The sequence below is a fragment of the Citrobacter amalonaticus Y19 genome (assembly GCF_000981805.1).
In the GTDB taxonomy this organism is placed as follows: Bacteria; Pseudomonadota; Gammaproteobacteria; order Enterobacterales; family Enterobacteriaceae; genus Citrobacter_A; species Citrobacter_A amalonaticus_C.
The window spans coordinates 4,867,246-4,882,338 of sequence record NZ_CP011132.1 but is presented as its reverse complement, the minus strand read 5'-3'; the positions used below and the strand labels follow the sequence as shown (position 1 = coordinate 4,882,338).

The window sequence follows — 15,093 nt, the reverse complement described above, 5'->3', positions numbered from 1 at the left end:
GAAAACAAGCTGAGGCCTTGAACTGCGCGGGGTGCGAGGCGCAATGATGATTTTGCACGGCTCGCCGAAAAATGAGAGTTTATGTTAAAAAACGCGGATAATTCTGCACTGCTTTGACATCAGGCTGATCGTTATTAACTGCTTTTTAAGACAGTTTTAAATCACCCTTCCATACCAGACGACTTTTCCTACAATGTCAAAATCAGTAGGAACATTGTCGAGATTGATTGTAAAGGGCTCATACGCTGGATTAGTGCTGCTCACACGTAGCATCGATCCTGGGATGCGTTGAACCCGCTTAACAATAAGCTGCCCATCGATACGCAGAACGTAAATCCCCTCTCGTGGGTCTCTGTCTCCATGATTAACAAGGATAATATCCTTATCATTTAGGACACCTTCCATAGAATCTCCATACACCCCGATAACAGAAAGCATTGATGGATCTGCCTTCAAGTGATTGATGACCCAATATCGGCGGAAACTGACTGTAAACATTGGTGTCTCTTCATCGTTCCATGCACCGTACCCTGCAGCGGCAGAGACATTATAGCGAGGGACAAAAACAAACTCGCTCAAATCCACATCGTTACCTTTAACATCTACTGCCATGTTACTAGGAGGTGTCACTAGTTCTTGTTTATTGCTTTGAACCTCCTGCCCAGTCGATAACCATTCCACACTGACATTACCTGCTTTCGCTAATGCTAAAAGGATTGGCAACGTGGGGAAGCCACCATCCAGCAAGCGGTTAATGCCTGATGGAGACACACCTGCAGCAACCGCAAACGCGTTAGTGCTCTTGAATTTTGCCAACAGCTCTCGCAATCGCTCATGAAAACCATCGCATCCGAGTTGATTCCCCTTACTTGGATGCGTTGATAACTCATTTCCTATCGCATCCAAGTTTGATTTAACTTTCTGATTTTCTTCTTTTTTCACAATAAATACTCTCGTTTAAGTTGGATGACCAACTCGGATGAGTAAATTAATCAGCTCGTCCGAGTTGATTTTCATCTTATTTGCGCTTAGTCTTTGTTCATGATTTCACTAAATGAGCAAAAAAGATGACGCAAAAAAATCCGCAAACACATCAGGATCACGACTGGCATCGAGCTGATATTGTCGCGGCTTTGCACAAACGTGGCTGGTCACTCCGTGGGCTTTCAAAGCATCACGGTTATAAAACCCCAACTGCCCTTAATAACGCTCTGGACAGAAAATGGCCGAAAGGACAGCTAATCATCGCGCAAGCGATTGGTGTCGCGCCACAAATCATCTGGCCTAGTCGTTACCAGAATGATTTTAACGACTCTTTTGTTCATGTACATAAGTAATTTCGAGTAAGGGAATTTTCTTATGAGTATAAAAACTCACTTTAGCGCTGAGGAACTTGCTCAGATGAGTTTGCCAGGGTTGCCTGGCACATCTCGGAACATACGTGAACGAGCTAAAAAAGAGGGGTGGGCGTCTCAAAAGAGGAAAGGCGTCGGTGGCGGTCTCATCTATCCCATTGACAACCTTCCCCACGAAGCTCAGCAGGCAATACGCGAGCAGATGTATCAAAGCATTCTGGGAAACAAACTCGATTCAAACCCAGTCCGTCCGCGCAAAACATCCACTGTCAGACAGCGCGACGAACTGGAACTGATTCGCCAGTGCCCAGCATTGCTTGAGCGTGAAGTGGGCTCGCTGACAGCAAAGCAAAAAGAGATCGCCGATGCCCGCGCCACGCTGGCCATGGAGATCGAAAAGCTGCGTGACGCGGGCATGTCCCGTACTGATGCAGTCAGTTACGTATCAATGGAGTCCCGCAAGGGCACTCTGCCCGCACACCTGCTGAAAGCGGCGGAAATGGCCAACGCCCGCAAGGGTTCAAACCGTGCTGGTGTTGGAACCAGAGCACTGCAGGAATGGCTGACCATTTTTGAAACCACAAAACCTGGTGTTGAACGGATGGCCATGCTGGCTCCCGGCCACCTCAAAGCGAAGAAACCAGAGCAGATTAAGTGGCTCCCGGATTTTCTGGCGCACTGGCGTAACCGCAAAGGCCCGAACCTGCGCGAAGCGTACCGCAGCTTTAAAGCTGAATGGAGCATTGTCTATGCAGACCAGCCTGCAATGGCTGCTGCATGTCCTTCTTATGACACCGTTCGTCGAGCTATGGAGAAATTACCGCGCCGCGAAAAAGCACGTGGTCGTGTCAGCGGCTCTGCTGCACTGGCTTATGAATGCTTCCAGAAACGTGACTGGTCACAGATGCCGGTTAATGGCTGCTGGATTGCGGATGGTAAGTCACTGGAAATGAAGGTCGCGCACCCTGACCATGGTCGCCCGTTCACACCGGAACTGACACTCATTATTGATGGCCGCACCCGCTTCATTACGGGCTGGAGTCTGGCGCTGTCCGAAAGTGTCATCGCGGTGGCCGATGCTTACCGCTACGCCATGCGCCATTTTGGCAAACCGTTGTTTGTGTATTCCGATAACGGCGGCGGTGAAACCAACAAAACGCTTGATGCTGATGTGACGGGTATTTTCAGCCGCCTGGGTATTGATCACCCGACCAGTATTCCGGGGCGTCCACAGTCGCGCGGCATCATCGAACGGCTTAACAAAGGTGTTCCCCGCCGCGTGGCCATGCAGTTCGACACCTTCAGCGGTGACAGTGCTGACCGTGAACATGCCCGCATCACGTCCCGCGCCATCCAGTCTGCTGTTAAGGCGCAGGAGAACGGTCGCGAACTGACGCCGGTACAGCGTGCAGCGCTCGGCAAACTGCCGTCATGGCAGCAGCTGCTTGACGCCATCGCCGAAGAAGTCGACGCCTACAACAACGGCCATGAACACCGTGAGTTGCCAAAGCGCAACGGGCGGCACATGACACCTGCGGCTTACCGCCGCGCCGTTCTGGAAGCTGAGGGAGACGAGATCGAGTATCTGACCGATGTTGAGCTGCGCGAAGCCTTCATGCCGGAGATGGTACGCACCGCCCAGCGTGGCTGGCTGCGCCTGTTCAACAACGACTATTTCTCCGAAGAGCTGATTCAGGTCGACAGCGAAGAGGTTCGCGTGGCCTTTGATATTCACGATCCTCAGTCGGTCATTGTCCGGCGGATGGATGGCTCTTATGTCTGCACGGCCATCTGGAACGGCAACAAACGCGCCGCCATTCCGGTCAGCGCGATGGACGTGGCCGTTGAAAAACGTCGCCAGCGCCGCCTTAACCGCGTTGAGGACAAACGTCAGGAGATTGAGGCCGAGGGCCGCTCTGTCCTGCCGGGGCAGCGGTTTGATGACCTGACCAGTTTTATCCCTGCGGAATACAGCCGCATCACAGAAGAAGAACATTATTTCTTCCTCGAAACAGACCGTGATGAATACCTGAGAAAAACCGGCAATACCGGTAAGTGAGAGACAAATGAGCATACAAGCAGAACTGAATGACCTGATGGGGCGTAAGGGCTACAGCCAGACACAGGTAGCCCGCGCAATGGGCAAAAGTCCGGCAGTCATTAACCAGTACCTGCAGGGGAAATATGCAGGTGATGTACGCAGTATTGATGAGCTGGCCCGCAGCTTCATTGCCCGTGAGGCGGATAAAGAAAAATCCCGCCGTATCACGTCCCGCTTTATCTCCACCGTGACCTCGCGCAAAGGGATTGAAGTGATCCGCCTGGCGCATCTGGATGGTGACCTGAACGTCATTTACGGTGCCGCAGGGTTAGGCAAAACCATGATCCTGCGCGAGTACGCCGCGCAGCATCGCGACGCACTGCTGATTGAGGCCGACCCCGGCTACACCGCCCGTGTGGTGCTGGAGGAACTCTGCAGCCTGCTGGGGCTGAGTAAGCGCGGGAATATGCACGAACTCAGCGAATCCTGCATCTCCGCACTGCGTGAATCTGGTCGTCTGCTGATGGTCGATGAGGCGGAGAATCTGCCATACCGGGCGCTGGAAACCCTGCGCCGTATCCATGATAAGTCCGGTATCGGTCTGATTCTGGCAGGTATGCCGCGCCTCATCATTAACCTCAAGGGGAAGCGTGGTGAATACCAGCAGTTGTATAGCCGCGTCGGCCTGGCACTCAATATCGGCGATTCACTGCCGCAGGAAGATATCTGTGATATCGCCGTCAGCATGTTGCCTGATGCTGCCGGAACAGATGTAAGCGCGGCGCTGTTTAAGGCGAGCCACGGCAACGCCCGCCGTCTTTTCAAGCTGGTTCGCGGTGTCAGCCGTCACAGCGAAATCAGTGGTCAGGCGGTCAGTGCAGGTGCTGTCCGTAAATTTGCAGAAATGCTGATTAACTGAGGATTCAACCATGGTCAGGCTTTCAGACAACATCACCAATGCGGGCGTCATCTCTGCACTGATGCGGGCAGAGGCGTTGATTCTTTTTCTTTCTTCGCAGGGCGTTCAGGTAAAAAGCGTCTCCCTTCGCAATGCGCAGCCAGTCATTCGCATTGCCCGCCATGCCTGGTGTGAGCAGGTGAAGAAAAAGGGGCTGGCGCGTTTCGATATCACCGGCAACGACCGTCACGGACGGTTTCGCCAGGGCATGTATCAGGACGAAAGCGGATGCCGTGTCGTCTGGTCTGAGTCCATTCATTAGGAGGTAAGCCGTGAAACAGCAATATCAGGCGTTTATCGCCAGGGTGAAAGAGCGTGGCGGGAAAGTGCTGATGTTTTCGTGCCCGCATTGTCAGGAAGGGATTGAAACACCGGCTGCACCGCAGGGCGATGTATGGGACAGCACCACTACCTGTCCGTTCTGCGATGCCATGTTTGTTAAATACGTCACCCACAACAGCGTCACCACAGAGGCGATGCCGCAGGAGCAGTGAGATGGCCAAAGTAATTATCACCCTCACCGATTTAGGAAAAGGGCTTGATGTGCAGTGCCGTGTTGAGCCGGACAGTAATGACAGTGATCGCCTGCAGGCAGTCGCAGCAGCTGTTGGCTACGGTCTCGCAGGGCATGTGAATGAAAAAATCCGTAATGCATTAAACAAAACCAGCAAGGAGAAAAAGAATGTCCACTGAAAACAAACAGTTCACTGACAAAACCGCGCCAGAGGGTTACTGGATTGACGCCAAGGGCGTTCTGACCCCGGTCAGCATCATCAGGGATACCGACCAGATGCGTGACGATCTGGTACGTGGCATCGTTGAAAAAGCACTTGCTCTGAACTCGGCCCTGACCGAATTCAAACTCAGCGGTTTTTCCGATATTGGCGCGTTCGTAGATATCTCTGCCAGTCAGTATGGCGTCAGCCTTGGCGGCAAAAAAGGCAATGTCACGCTGTACAGCTATGATGGCCGCTATAAGGTGCAACGGGCCATGCAGGATCGCATTGCTTTTGATGAACGCCTGCAGGCGGCAAAAGCACTGATTGATGAGTGTCTGGCCGACTGGACTGAAGGTGCCCGTGATGAAATCCGGGCCATCATCTCCCGCGCCTTCCAGACAGAGAAAGAAGGTGAAGTGAATACTGGCGCGGTGCTGGCGCTCCGCCGTCTGGATATCAAGGATGAGCGCTGGATTAAGGCGATGGAAGCCATCGGCGAAGCCGTGCAGGTAGTGGGCAGTCGCGCCTACATTCGTGTTTACGAGCGTGTGGGTGAAAGCGATCAGTACCGCACTATCCCCCTCGATATCGCTGGCGTGGGGGTGTGAGATGGTGACCATTGTTCGCGCCAGCGATATCGGTAAACCGTGTTCCCCGTTTATGTCGTATGCATCGGGTGCGGTTCTCGCCGAGCAACGCGGCGATTTTCAGAAAGCGGCGGAGGTATGGAGTAAAGCGCTGGTATTTGCCCACAATGCTGTTAATCGCCAGTGGGCGGGTTCACGCATTGAATTCTGTTCTAACGCCGTGCATCGCGGCTGGGGTGTTCCGGATGAAAGCGAAACAGTTTAACGGGTTAAACCCTGTTGGCAGCACCTTTATCTACCAGCCGTCACCGTTTCTTCGCGGTGGCCGCCTGGTGAGAACGGTGGATGTTGCACGTGATATGAAGTCAGTAACGGTTGTTGAAATTAATCTGGAGCCCTATTTCGCGAATATTAAATCGCTGAAACCCGTTAACTGAAAATAACCGTAATTTAAAATCCTTTTAAAAATGGCGTAAACCCGCAGGGGCTGGCTTACGCCAAATTCAGGAGAATAATGATGTCTGAATATCTGAAACAAATGAGCGCAGCTCAATTTAATGCAGCCTTTCCCTTGGGTTCTTCTTTTACTTATCACTCAGTCAAAGGTAAACCGGATGCCGCCCATTTCACCATGACACGCTCTGAAGCATGGGAACTGGGCCACGGCGCAACGGTGGTGATGGTCAACGGTATCAGCGGCGGCGTGGATATTACACACCTTATTCCCGTGGCAGTGGCGAGCCACGATGATGATACAGATGTATTACAGGTACTCATGGCATGGCACGAGGAAAAGGTCGAAGAACTGAACCTGGTTATTAAACACAAAGACACCGATCTGGTTATTTCCCCGGAAGTAACCATCAAGGCAGGAACGAAGGAACATAGAGGTGTCCGGATGGGAATTATTCTGGCACTGAGTTTACTTGGCAAACTTCCGGTAACGGAAAAGGCTGAGGGCTAATGACATGGAAAACAATAAAGAGAAACACCTCCAGCGTATTAAAAAGCTCCTGGCAATGGCCCGCAATAATTCCAGCCCGGAAGAAGCGGCGCTGGCCATGAGTCGTGCGCAGCGCCTGATGGAGACGCACAGGCTGTCTGAGTCTGATGCTGAATTCACTGATATCAGTGAAGCCTCAACGCAGAAAGTCCCGACCCATGCCGAAAAAATGCCGGAATACATGGCATTTCTGGCAGAAATGATTGCGCGGGTCTTTGGTGTCCGCTTCTACACTTCCCACGGACGTTACAACTGGGGCGAACCAGCAAAACGCACCATCACCTATTACGGCCCGGATGAACGCCCGCAGGTTGCTGCCTATTCCTTTGAGGTACTCGGCAAACAACTGGTGAAGGCCCGCCGTGAATACATCGCCACACTCCGTAAAAACATCAAGCCCGCGACGAAGGTTGCCCGCGCTGACACGTTCTGCTCTGCCTGGGTCAACGGAGCCTATGCCGTTGTCAGTGATTTTATAGTGACCGAGGCGGAAACCACGCTGATGGAGGCCTGGCGCGAAAGAAAATTCAGTTCGGGAATGAAAACACTTGAAGCCCGCAAGCCCGGAAAGGCCAGAGGCACGGACGATGCGGCATATCAGGGGTACAAGGCCGGTCGCAACGCACAGCTGCACCACGCGGTGAATGGTTCAAAAGCTAATATCGATCTCATCGGAGGAACCAAATGAAAAACTCACCTCAGCAGGACAAGTCAGCTATCAAAGAGCTGGTTCGCGCCGGTCATGAGTTTGCCGCCGCGATGGGCAATGACACGCCAATTATTGAGATAGCAAAATTGGTCAGTCGCCTGGCTACCGAGCTGGATGTGCAGTCAGCTATGGTACGGCAATTAACTGCGTCATCGGCGATCAACGACATCATCGCTGAACGCCAGCGCCAGCAATCGGTAGAGGGCTGGACGCCGGAACATGATGACCATCATACAAGTGGAGAGATTGCAGGTGCTGCAGCCTGTTACGCAATGCATGTAAATGCCCGTGGATGGGTTTTCCCCTCAAACCCCGGCGTTTATCAGTCTGAGGTTGAGCCAGGGGAGTGGCCATGGTCACCATCGTGGTGGAAGCCAACAACCCCGCGCCGCGACCTGGTGAAAGCTGGTGCGCTTATCGCGGCAGAGATTGAGCGCATCGACCGCCAGTCCGTGCAGGTGAAGGGAGGGGCAGCATGAGCGAACAACAACGTAAACCCGTTGTTTTCATCGCCGGGCCGATGACCGGGTATCACAACTTTAACCGTGAAGAGTTCAATGCCGAGGCCAGAATTCTGGAAGATCGTGGCTTCACAGTGCTCAATCCGGCCATTCTTCCTGATGGTCTTCGGCATGACCAGTATCTGCAAATCACGCTGGCCATGCTGGCGCAGGCGGACGCCGTATTCCTGCTGAATGGCTGGGAAAACAGCGTTGGTGCTACCAGAGAGTTTGATCGCGCCGATGAGCTTGGCCTGTTGTTTCTGTATCAGGACTGGGAAAGCGTGTCGATTGCCGTTCTGCGCAAGCGCAACCCTGTTGTGGAGGTGAACCATGCATAGCGTGTCGGGTTGTCAGCTCCACGATAACGGCACCCGCCGCGTGTGGTTCTTCCGAGATAACAGCCAGGTGGTGGAGCTTATGTCTGTGCCTCTTAAGCTCCGCTTTAAATACTACGACGCCAGCAACCGTACCGTTCGGGACAAAGGTGAGCAGGCCGATATGAAAAAAGCTATTGAGTCGTTCAAGAAACTGCGGGGAATCAAATGATGAGCGCTGCCGTTGTTGTGTTACTGCTGCTTTTATGGCTGCACCTCGGCTGGTGCTGGGCGGATATTCTCTCGCACTTTTGCTCGAAGCCACTGAGAGGTTGCCGGTACTTTATGGTGATCCTCCTGTGGCCTGTGAGTCTCATCATCACTGATGCCGGACTGGAGGAAAACGATGAACAAGCTACTGAGGAATCTATCCGCGAAGAGGTTTAACGAGCGTTTCCCTGTCGGTTCCCGTTTCGTCTACCACCCAACACCGGGGATGCCGGAACGGGAGTCAGTAACGACCCGCTCAGCGGCATGGCATATGCGAAACGGGCGGCTGGTCGTCAGGGTTGAAGGGAAAATTGGTGGTGTTTCAGTCAGCAGGCTGGAGCCCACCGAGTGAGTCATTACAGCAGGTACTTTGCAAAGTGCCTGCGATAATGGCAACCAACAGGAGGCAATATGTCCACTCCGGCAAAAAAAGGTCTTATCGGAGCCATCAAAGCAGGTCAGGCTCATCTGGGATGGGATGATGTTACATACCGCAGTGTTCTGGCGCGTTTATGTGGCGGTAAAACATCTTCAACAAAATGCACGCTCGACGAGCTGCAGGCCGTGCGCGAATATATGCATGAGCAGGGTTTTCCCCGTCAGTCAGCAAAACACGGTCGCCGACCGAAAGTGGCAAAATCCCGTGAAACCATTCTCGCTAAAATTCATGCGTTGCTTGCAGATGCAAATCGTCCGTGGAATTATGCCGAGAAAATGTGCGATCATATGTTTCAGGTCAAACGCATTGAATGGTTAACCACTGAGCAGTTAACCAAATTAATGCAGGCCCTGATTATTGATGCCAGCCGCCGCAAAAAACGGGAGAGTAATAATGAATCTGGAACAGGTGACGGAGCTGCTGCCGCCAGCAGTGGTACAGATAGCTGACCTGATAGGGTTCCCCGCCACCGAGCAGTTATTGTCTGCGTTTGGTGGCACCACGTTTCCCATTGGCAAAGGCCTGCGTGCGATGGGCGCAAACCGCGCAGCGTTATTACGCGATACCATCGGCGATGAGAAAACACAGTTGCTTATCAAAAACTTCGGCGGTGAAGTCCTTTATCTCCCGCGCTGTGATCGCGCCCTTCGTGAACTACGCAACCGTCGCTTTCTGACTGAGTTCTCCGACGTTCGCGATCAGGGTACGTCATCCCTGATGGCCATGACTTTGCTGTGTCCCAAGTATGGTTTCAGTGATCGCTTTGGGTGGCAGTTACTGGCGGCGCAAAAGAATAACAGCACTTCGGTACAGGATTCTCTCTTTTAGGAATACATACATATGAAGAATATTATTATTTCTGGGATTATTTTATTCAGTTTTAGCGCGATAGCGAACAATAGCCCCCAGAAAGATGATGGTGAATCAATTAAACAGGTCTTAAAAGGGGTTAATGCATCCGATCGTTTCCATAGTGAAGATGAATTTATAAACGCAGCAATTAAGGATGGTTATCAGGTTCAAAGGAATTTAGCTTTTGGGTATCAGACTGGTAGCGCTAAATCGGGCGGATATAATTTTATTGCGAAAAATGAGACTAAATCATGTGCCTGGAGGAAAATTTTATTAATTGCAAATCCAGACAAGACTGATTCATCAGATCCTATGAATGAACGATTTTCTTGCCGAAACCTCGACTTTAAGCAGGATGAAGAGGTATGGAAAATAGTATATAAGTATCTCCCTATGATTGAGGCTGCCAAGTCAAAAGGCGAGTACATGGTAAAAAAAGAGGATGAGTCTGAACCTGGTGAGCTAGAAATAATAGATGTAACAAAATAAGCCACTGAACCCCTTCACCTGATTCCTCTCCTAACCCGATGAAATACTGACGCCATCCCTTATTACCCGGATGGCGTTATGCTTTTAACACTCCCCCAATTTCAGCTGGCCGCTGGTCTGTCACCAGTTATGGCGCAGCGCTGGTTTGAGCCGTTTAGTAATGCCGCTGCTGAATTCCAGATTAATACACCGGCGCGGCTCGCTGCCTTTATCGCCCAGACCGGGCATGAGAGCACTTGTTTCAGCCGCCTGAGCGAAAACCTCTACTACACCGATGCAGAGCGCGTGGCGCGAATCTTCCGCAGTGGTTTTGACACCAACAAAAACGGCGTCATCGAACCGGCTGAGGTTGCTTTCGCGCGTGCTTACACCCGTAACCCGGAGAAGCTGGCGAACCGTGCTTATGCCGGGCGCGGTGGTAACGGCGATGAAGCCTCCGGCGACGGCTGGCGTTATCGTGGTCGTGGGCTGATTCAGGTGACATTCCGCGACAACTATTTCCGTTGTGGCAAAGCGCTGGGGCTTGATCTCATCGCGACCCCCGATTTGCTGCTGGATTATGTCAATGCTGCCCGGAGTGCGGCGTGGTACTGGCAGACGAACGGCTGCAACGAGCTGGCCGACAAAGGCGATTTTCTGGCTGTCACCCGCCGCATCAATCCCCCCGCTGAAGGTCAGGCCGACAGGCTTGCGCGGCTGGAAGTGGCCAGGGCGGCATTATGAGAGTTCGCGATCTTATTACTAATCCCTCGTCGGGGCGGCTTTCAACGTCCGACACTATTGTCATCGGCGCTTTTCTGGTGAGTTCCTTCGTTCTGATCTGGCTCACAGTCACCCGTCCGGATGTGCCTGGTGAGCTTTATCTCACCTATCTCGGTGCATGGGTTGCCCAGAGCCAGGCGTCAAAGCATATGTCCATCAAACGAGCCAGGGAGGTGCCCCATGTGGGAAACGGCACTGACAATCCTTAAGGATAACTGGAAATCCCTGCTGGTAGTCCTGGTGCTGGCGGGCGGCGGTGTCTGGTTCGGCACCTTCATTACCCACAGCGAGCTCGCCACTCAGGCGCTGGCCTTCAGCCAGGAAAAGCAAACTCTTACCGATGGGTTCAACGAAAAACAGCGCCAGTGGGATCAGGAGCGTCTGAGTGCAGCAAATCAGTACGCCGCAGACCTCAGCTCGGCGCGGGCCGCTGAAAATGCGTGGCACAAGAAAGCGGATACGCTGACCCTGCAACTGGATGAAAAACAAAAGGCCCACGATAAGACCGTCCGCGATCTGAACAGGAGACTGAGTGATGCACTTAAAAATGATGGCCCTGGTTATACCGGCATTGGCCCTGATGGCCTGCAGCTCTTCCGGGAAGCCCTCGGCTACCCCGCAACCGGTGGCATCACCGCTGGTCAGCACCTGTCCGAAACCTCCGGCAGCGCTGCTGCTTATCCCGGAACGACCGGCCGCACCGGTGGCGGACTCTCCGCTGGCGGAATAATCACGTTTTCAACGGAGTACGGCCAGTGGTGCCAGCTTCTTGAGGACAGGCTCCAGGCGATTAATGAGTATTACAGGGAGTGAAGACCATCATGACGCTTGATATGGCATTTCAGATAGCGCTGGCGCTGGCTGCGACGTTCGGCACCATCTGGATACGTCGTCTTCAGAAGGATATCGCCGACCTTGAAAAGGCGGTTGATCGTATCCGGGATGAATACCAGCGGCGTGAGGATGCCCGGAGTAATTACACCGCCCTTATGGATCAGATGAGGGAACTTCGCGCGGCTATTGAGCGCATCGATAACAAACTGGACAGGAAACAGGACAAATGAAAGCCAGACAAAAGCGCCGCAGCCGTCGCATCACCATTAGCCAGGGCGAGCAGGACACACTGAACCACATCTCAGCACAGCTCGACAGGCTGCAGGCTCCGGTGAATCCGGACATTCTCAGCGGTATTAATGACAAGCTCAGTCGCATCGACGTGCGTCTGACCACCATCAGTGACGATGCGGCCCGGCGTGGAGCCACTGCCGGAGCAATGACAGGCGGGCTTGCCGGTGGGTTGATTGCCGTCGCGATCCTGCTTATTCGCGCAAAACTGGAGCTCTGATATGGCGCATCCGCAGGAAACACGGGAAAGGCTGCGACGATCTTACATCTTCGGCCAGATGTCGCTGGAGATTGCTTCCGCACAGGCTGGCGTGGCTTTTGCCACCGCGCGGCGCTGGAAAAAGGAAGCCCAGGACGCAGGCGATGACTGGGACAAACTGCGGGCCGCTCACCTCATGGCGGGCAACGGCCTTGAAGATATTGGCCGGGCTATCCTGACGGGTCTGATGACGCAGTATCAGGCAACGCTGGAACTGCTGACCACCGACTCACAGTTACCTGCCGATAAACGCGTGGAGCTGCTGGCAAGCCTGGCGGATGCCTTTAACAAGGCGGTGGCCGCGAACAAGAAAATTCTGCCGGAAGTCAGTCAACTGGCCGTGGCGCTGGATGTGATTCAGAAGCTGAGTGCCTTTGTGGCTGAGCATTATCCGAAGCACCTTGGGGCGTTCGTTGAAATCCTTGAACCCTTTGGTAAAGAGATGGAGAAAAATTATGGCTGACAGATTGATCCGCGTTAACTCACGCGTAAGCGTGATGGCAAGCCAGGTAGCATGTGTGGAAGCCCCTGAGTTTCGCGATGAAGTAAGAGTCCATCTTGTTGATGGCCGGGTCGAAAATCTCGAATTTTCCATGCGTAACAACCGGTGGCGCGCAAAAGACAGGTTTGAACAGGCTGTTAACGACGCTTTAAGCGGCATTAACACACAGGGAGAAAACGCCCAATGAAATTCCTGATTAGTCTTCTGCTCGATGCGATTGTTCTTCTCTCACTGTTCTTCGGTGTGTACCTCGGTGAAGAGCGACTGATTAACATTGCCTGCTTCGCACTCTGGTTTTTTGGTGTGGTGAACCTCATCGGCTTTCTTATTCCGTCTGCCGTGGAAAAGGCCGCTCAGGATTATGTCCATCGCACCTTATTTCGCCGCGCTTACGATCTGCTGACTGATATCGCGATGGTGGTGTTTGCGGCCTGGTCAGGCTGGTGGGTTCTCGCGGCAATCTATGGTCTGACAACGGTACTCAAAGCGGAGTTTTCGGCAAAGCAGGAAAAAAAGATTACAGAACAGGCAGTTCAGGAGTAACCCTGTGGCCAGAACCAGCAAATTATCCAGCAAAGATTTCCTCGCCGAACTGGCGGAGCTTTCCGCCAGTCTGCGTCGCACCATTGAAGCGGAGGACGTGGGGTTTGATCCGTCTGCCACTGCGATTGCTGAGCGCCGTGCCCTCGTTGCAGATCCGGTGGCGGGGTTTGAATACTTTGTGCAGCATTATTTTCCGCACTATGTCCGCCACGCTGCCCGCAGCGAGCTGCATAAATACCTTTATAAGCGCCTGCCGGAGATTGTTCAGGCGACTGGCGGCCAGAACGATGCCATTGCCGCTCCGCGTGGCGAAGCCAAATCCACTATCGTGAGCCAGCTCTTTGTTATCTGGTGCATTGTGCTGTCTCTCAAGCATTACCCGGTCATCATTATGGACTCCATTGACCAAGCCTATCCCATGCTGGAGGCTATCAAAGCGGAGCTGCAGTTTAACCCGCGCCTGCTGATGGACTTTCCGGAGGCGACCGGCGGCGGTCGTGTGTGGCAGGCGGGCACCATTCTGACCCGCAACGATATCAAGGTGCAGGTGGCGGGCAGCGGTAAAAAACTGCGTGGCCTGCGCCATGGCCCGTACCGCCCTGACCTAGCCGTGCTGGATGATATCGAGAACGATGAGCTGGTACGTAATCCTGAGCAGCGCGACAAGCTGGATAACTGGCTGAAAAAAACCGTGCTGCCGCTGGGTGGTGCCGGTGCAAAATTCGATGTGGTCTATATCGGCACGATCCTCCACTACGATTCCGTGCTGTCCCGCACGCTGAAAAACCCGCTTTGGAAGCGGGCCCGTTTCAAAGCGCTTATCAGCTGGCCGCATAACATGGAGCTATGGGATAAGTGGGAAGAGATATTACGCAACAACGACGAAGACGGTGAGATGCTGGCGCTGGCGTACTATCGCGAGCATCAGGCTGAAATGGACGAAGGTGCGGTGGTGTCATGGGCCGCCCGCCCGTTGTATGCGCTGATGCTCATTCGTGCCCGTGACGGCCACAGCACCTTTGATGCGGAATACCAGAATGACCCGGTCAGCGGTGAAGATGCGCCGTTTAACGGGTGCATCACCTTCTGGGTGAATCGTCTGGCCGAGTGGCGTTTTTATGGTGCGTGTGACCCTAGTCTGGGTAAGCTCGGTAACAACCGTCGCGATCCTTCCGCCCTGCTGGTCGGAGGCTTCAACCGCTTCACCGGTATTCTCGATGTGGTGGAAGCCCGTATCCGCAAGCGGGTGCCGGATAAAATTATCTCTGACGTTATCGAGTTGCAGCGTGAATACGGGTGCCTGGTCTGGGCGGTGGAGTCCGTTCAGTTCCAGGAGTTCCTGCGCACCGAACTGGTGAAGCGCTCCGCCGCGCTTGGTATTCCGGTTCCGGCCCGTGCCGTCATACCCGGTACGGACAAAATTCTGCGCATCGAATCCCTGCAACCGCATATGGCGAATGGCCTTATTCGTCTGCATGCCTCGCAGACCACCCTTATTGACCAGCTCCGGCACTTTCCCAAAGCTGACCATGATGACGGGCCTGATGCCCTGCATATGTTGTGGGCGCTGGCCGTATCAGGGGCTGGTCATTTTGATTTTAAAGCTGTCCCGCGCCACGGTCATCGCGGTGACAGGTTCGGCTCATCCGGAGGATGGTAAAGA

The 15,093-nt window shown here is 53.4% G+C and carries 28 protein-coding genes; 27 read left to right on the top strand and 1 reads right to left on the bottom strand.

Going from position 1 to position 15,093, the window contains the following annotated elements:
* Positions 1-156: 156 nt before the first annotated feature.
* The gene (locus F384_RS22635; protein ID WP_226991613.1) at positions 157-942 is read right to left on the bottom strand and encodes a helix-turn-helix transcriptional regulator; all 786 of its coding nucleotides are present in this window, start codon (positions 940-942) and stop codon (positions 157-159) included.
* Positions 943-1,067: 125 nt separating this feature from the next.
* Here F384_RS22635 and F384_RS22630 point away from each other — a divergent pair, with 125 nt between their 5' ends.
* The 27 genes from F384_RS22630 (at position 1,068) to terL (ending at position 15,090) form a co-directional block, all read left to right on the top strand.
* Complete coding sequence (locus F384_RS22630; protein ID WP_046493969.1) at positions 1,068-1,337, top strand: helix-turn-helix domain-containing protein; 270 nt, start codon at positions 1,068-1,070, stop codon at positions 1,335-1,337.
* A 22-nt stretch (positions 1,338-1,359) separates the two neighbouring features.
* Positions 1,360-3,414, top strand: a complete 2,055-nt coding sequence (locus tag F384_RS22625; RefSeq protein ID WP_046493968.1) for a Mu transposase C-terminal domain-containing protein — start codon at positions 1,360-1,362, stop codon at positions 3,412-3,414.
* Between the two features lie 7 nt (positions 3,415-3,421).
* Entirely contained in the window at positions 3,422-4,315 is an 894-nt protein-coding gene (locus F384_RS22620; RefSeq protein WP_046493967.1) for an AAA family ATPase, read from the top strand.
* Positions 4,316-4,325: 10 nt separating this feature from the next.
* Positions 4,326-4,616, top strand: a complete 291-nt coding sequence (locus F384_RS22615; protein ID WP_046493966.1) for a hypothetical protein — start codon at positions 4,326-4,328, stop codon at positions 4,614-4,616.
* A 10-nt stretch (positions 4,617-4,626) separates the two neighbouring features.
* Positions 4,627-4,848 carry a hypothetical protein gene (locus F384_RS22610; protein WP_052746978.1) on the top strand — a complete coding sequence of 74 codons (222 nt, stop codon included), beginning with the start codon at positions 4,627-4,629 and terminating at the stop codon, positions 4,846-4,848.
* A 1-nt stretch (position 4,849) separates the two neighbouring features.
* Positions 4,850-5,047: a hypothetical protein gene (locus F384_RS22605; protein ID WP_046493965.1), complete on the top strand. Its 198-nt coding sequence runs from the start codon at positions 4,850-4,852 to the stop codon at positions 5,045-5,047.
* Positions 5,037-5,681 (top strand): DUF3164 family protein, encoded by a 645-nt coding sequence (locus F384_RS22600; RefSeq protein WP_046493964.1) that lies wholly within the window; start codon positions 5,037-5,039, stop codon positions 5,679-5,681. Before F384_RS22605 ends, F384_RS22600 begins: the two co-directional genes overlap by 11 nt.
* A gap of 1 nt (position 5,682) precedes the next feature.
* Positions 5,683-5,925: an ANR family transcriptional regulator gene (locus tag F384_RS22595; RefSeq protein ID WP_046493963.1), complete on the top strand. Its 243-nt coding sequence runs from the start codon at positions 5,683-5,685 to the stop codon at positions 5,923-5,925.
* Complete coding sequence (locus F384_RS22590; RefSeq protein ID WP_046493962.1) at positions 5,906-6,097, top strand: hypothetical protein; 192 nt, start codon at positions 5,906-5,908, stop codon at positions 6,095-6,097. Before F384_RS22595 ends, F384_RS22590 begins: the two co-directional genes overlap by 20 nt.
* 77 nt (positions 6,098-6,174) lie before the next feature.
* A complete protein-coding gene (locus tag F384_RS28130) occupies positions 6,175-6,624 on the top strand; it encodes a hypothetical protein (protein ID WP_155404029.1) in 450 nt (149 codons plus the stop codon).
* Between the two features lie 4 nt (positions 6,625-6,628).
* On the top strand, positions 6,629-7,351 hold the full coding sequence (locus F384_RS22580; RefSeq protein ID WP_046493961.1) for a DUF2786 domain-containing protein: 723 nt from the start codon (positions 6,629-6,631) through the stop codon (positions 7,349-7,351).
* On the top strand, positions 7,348-7,851 hold the full coding sequence (locus tag F384_RS22575; RefSeq protein ID WP_052746976.1) for a hypothetical protein: 504 nt from the start codon (positions 7,348-7,350) through the stop codon (positions 7,849-7,851). Before F384_RS22580 ends, F384_RS22575 begins: the two co-directional genes overlap by 4 nt.
* The gene (locus F384_RS22570; RefSeq protein WP_046493960.1) at positions 7,848-8,213 is read left to right on the top strand and encodes a DUF4406 domain-containing protein; all 366 of its coding nucleotides are present in this window, start codon (positions 7,848-7,850) and stop codon (positions 8,211-8,213) included. Before F384_RS22575 ends, F384_RS22570 begins: the two co-directional genes overlap by 4 nt.
* Complete coding sequence (locus tag F384_RS22565; protein ID WP_046493959.1) at positions 8,206-8,421, top strand: hypothetical protein; 216 nt, start codon at positions 8,206-8,208, stop codon at positions 8,419-8,421. Before F384_RS22570 ends, F384_RS22565 begins: the two co-directional genes overlap by 8 nt.
* Positions 8,418-8,636, top strand: coding sequence for a hypothetical protein (locus F384_RS30035; RefSeq protein WP_052746975.1), 219 nt, complete (start codon positions 8,418-8,420; stop codon positions 8,634-8,636). The genes F384_RS22565 and F384_RS30035 overlap by 4 nt, the downstream gene beginning before the upstream one ends.
* A 234-nt stretch (positions 8,637-8,870) precedes the next feature.
* A complete protein-coding gene (locus tag F384_RS22555) occupies positions 8,871-9,347 on the top strand; it encodes a gp16 family protein (protein WP_046493958.1) in 477 nt (158 codons plus the stop codon).
* The gene (locus F384_RS22550) at positions 9,292-9,726 is read left to right on the top strand and encodes a Mor transcription activator family protein (protein ID WP_046493957.1); all 435 of its coding nucleotides are present in this window, start codon (positions 9,292-9,294) and stop codon (positions 9,724-9,726) included. The genes F384_RS22555 and F384_RS22550 overlap by 56 nt, the downstream gene beginning before the upstream one ends.
* Before the next feature lie 12 nt (positions 9,727-9,738).
* Entirely contained in the window at positions 9,739-10,239 is a 501-nt protein-coding gene (locus F384_RS22545; protein ID WP_046493956.1) for a hypothetical protein, read from the top strand.
* A 78-nt stretch (positions 10,240-10,317) separates the two neighbouring features.
* Positions 10,318-10,962, top strand: coding sequence for a glycoside hydrolase family 19 protein (locus F384_RS22540; protein WP_046493955.1), 645 nt, complete (start codon positions 10,318-10,320; stop codon positions 10,960-10,962).
* Positions 10,959-11,210, top strand: coding sequence for a DUF2644 domain-containing protein (locus F384_RS30140; protein ID WP_080950011.1), 252 nt, complete (start codon positions 10,959-10,961; stop codon positions 11,208-11,210). The genes F384_RS22540 and F384_RS30140 overlap by 4 nt, the downstream gene beginning before the upstream one ends.
* On the top strand, positions 11,182-11,814 hold the full coding sequence (locus F384_RS22535) for a hypothetical protein (RefSeq protein WP_046493954.1): 633 nt from the start codon (positions 11,182-11,184) through the stop codon (positions 11,812-11,814). Before F384_RS30140 ends, F384_RS22535 begins: the two co-directional genes overlap by 29 nt.
* Positions 11,815-11,822: 8 nt before the next feature.
* Entirely contained in the window at positions 11,823-12,065 is a 243-nt protein-coding gene (locus F384_RS22530; RefSeq protein ID WP_046493953.1) for a hypothetical protein, read from the top strand.
* Positions 12,062-12,346, top strand: a complete 285-nt coding sequence (locus tag F384_RS22525; protein ID WP_046493952.1) for a hypothetical protein — start codon at positions 12,062-12,064, stop codon at positions 12,344-12,346. Before F384_RS22530 ends, F384_RS22525 begins: the two co-directional genes overlap by 4 nt.
* Position 12,347: 1 nt before the next feature.
* Positions 12,348-12,848, top strand: coding sequence for a DUF1804 family protein (locus F384_RS22520; protein WP_046493951.1), 501 nt, complete (start codon positions 12,348-12,350; stop codon positions 12,846-12,848).
* Entirely contained in the window at positions 12,841-13,074 is a 234-nt protein-coding gene (locus F384_RS22515; protein ID WP_046493950.1) for a hypothetical protein, read from the top strand. The genes F384_RS22520 and F384_RS22515 overlap by 8 nt, the downstream gene beginning before the upstream one ends.
* Positions 13,071-13,430, top strand: a complete 360-nt coding sequence (locus tag F384_RS22510; protein WP_046493949.1) for a hypothetical protein — start codon at positions 13,071-13,073, stop codon at positions 13,428-13,430. Before F384_RS22515 ends, F384_RS22510 begins: the two co-directional genes overlap by 4 nt.
* 4 nt (positions 13,431-13,434) lie before the next feature.
* A complete protein-coding gene (gene terL / locus F384_RS22505; RefSeq protein WP_046493948.1) occupies positions 13,435-15,090 on the top strand; it encodes a phage terminase large subunit in 1,656 nt (551 codons plus the stop codon).
* Positions 15,091-15,093: the final 3 nt, after the last annotated feature.

What these genes read in the sequence shown, in the direction of transcription:
- F384_RS22630 (WP_046493969.1), top strand. Translation starts at nt 1,068, where the DNA reads ATGACGCAAAAAAATCCGCAAACACATCAGGATCACGACTGGCATCGA.
- F384_RS22625 (WP_046493968.1), top strand. Translation starts at nt 1,360, where the DNA reads ATGAGTATAAAAACTCACTTTAGCGCTGAGGAACTTGCTCAGATGAGT.
- F384_RS22620 (WP_046493967.1), top strand. Translation starts at nt 3,422, where the DNA reads ATGAGCATACAAGCAGAACTGAATGACCTGATGGGGCGTAAGGGCTAC.
- F384_RS22615 (WP_046493966.1), top strand. Translation starts at nt 4,326, where the DNA reads ATGGTCAGGCTTTCAGACAACATCACCAATGCGGGCGTCATCTCTGCA.
- F384_RS22605 (WP_046493965.1), top strand. Translation starts at nt 4,850, where the DNA reads ATGGCCAAAGTAATTATCACCCTCACCGATTTAGGAAAAGGGCTTGAT.
- F384_RS22600 (WP_046493964.1), top strand. Translation starts at nt 5,037, where the DNA reads ATGTCCACTGAAAACAAACAGTTCACTGACAAAACCGCGCCAGAGGGT.
- F384_RS22595 (WP_046493963.1), top strand. Translation starts at nt 5,683, where the DNA reads ATGGTGACCATTGTTCGCGCCAGCGATATCGGTAAACCGTGTTCCCCG.
- F384_RS22590 (WP_046493962.1), top strand. Translation starts at nt 5,906, where the DNA reads ATGAAAGCGAAACAGTTTAACGGGTTAAACCCTGTTGGCAGCACCTTT.
- F384_RS28130 (WP_155404029.1), top strand. Translation starts at nt 6,175, where the DNA reads ATGATGTCTGAATATCTGAAACAAATGAGCGCAGCTCAATTTAATGCA.
- F384_RS22580 (WP_046493961.1), top strand. Translation starts at nt 6,629, where the DNA reads ATGGAAAACAATAAAGAGAAACACCTCCAGCGTATTAAAAAGCTCCTG.
- F384_RS22575 (WP_052746976.1), top strand. Translation starts at nt 7,348, where the DNA reads ATGAAAAACTCACCTCAGCAGGACAAGTCAGCTATCAAAGAGCTGGTT.
- F384_RS22570 (WP_046493960.1), top strand. Translation starts at nt 7,848, where the DNA reads ATGAGCGAACAACAACGTAAACCCGTTGTTTTCATCGCCGGGCCGATG.
- F384_RS22565 (WP_046493959.1), top strand. Translation starts at nt 8,206, where the DNA reads ATGCATAGCGTGTCGGGTTGTCAGCTCCACGATAACGGCACCCGCCGC.
- F384_RS30035 (WP_052746975.1), top strand. Translation starts at nt 8,418, where the DNA reads ATGATGAGCGCTGCCGTTGTTGTGTTACTGCTGCTTTTATGGCTGCAC.
- F384_RS22555 (WP_046493958.1), top strand. Translation starts at nt 8,871, where the DNA reads ATGTCCACTCCGGCAAAAAAAGGTCTTATCGGAGCCATCAAAGCAGGT.
- F384_RS22550 (WP_046493957.1), top strand. Translation starts at nt 9,292, where the DNA reads ATGAATCTGGAACAGGTGACGGAGCTGCTGCCGCCAGCAGTGGTACAG.
- F384_RS22545 (WP_046493956.1), top strand. Translation starts at nt 9,739, where the DNA reads ATGAAGAATATTATTATTTCTGGGATTATTTTATTCAGTTTTAGCGCG.
- F384_RS22540 (WP_046493955.1), top strand. Translation starts at nt 10,318, where the DNA reads ATGCTTTTAACACTCCCCCAATTTCAGCTGGCCGCTGGTCTGTCACCA.
- F384_RS30140 (WP_080950011.1), top strand. Translation starts at nt 10,959, where the DNA reads ATGAGAGTTCGCGATCTTATTACTAATCCCTCGTCGGGGCGGCTTTCA.
- F384_RS22535 (WP_046493954.1), top strand. Translation starts at nt 11,182, where the DNA reads ATGTGGGAAACGGCACTGACAATCCTTAAGGATAACTGGAAATCCCTG.
- F384_RS22530 (WP_046493953.1), top strand. Translation starts at nt 11,823, where the DNA reads ATGACGCTTGATATGGCATTTCAGATAGCGCTGGCGCTGGCTGCGACG.
- F384_RS22525 (WP_046493952.1), top strand. Translation starts at nt 12,062, where the DNA reads ATGAAAGCCAGACAAAAGCGCCGCAGCCGTCGCATCACCATTAGCCAG.
- F384_RS22520 (WP_046493951.1), top strand. Translation starts at nt 12,348, where the DNA reads ATGGCGCATCCGCAGGAAACACGGGAAAGGCTGCGACGATCTTACATC.
- F384_RS22515 (WP_046493950.1), top strand. Translation starts at nt 12,841, where the DNA reads ATGGCTGACAGATTGATCCGCGTTAACTCACGCGTAAGCGTGATGGCA.
- F384_RS22510 (WP_046493949.1), top strand. Translation starts at nt 13,071, where the DNA reads ATGAAATTCCTGATTAGTCTTCTGCTCGATGCGATTGTTCTTCTCTCA.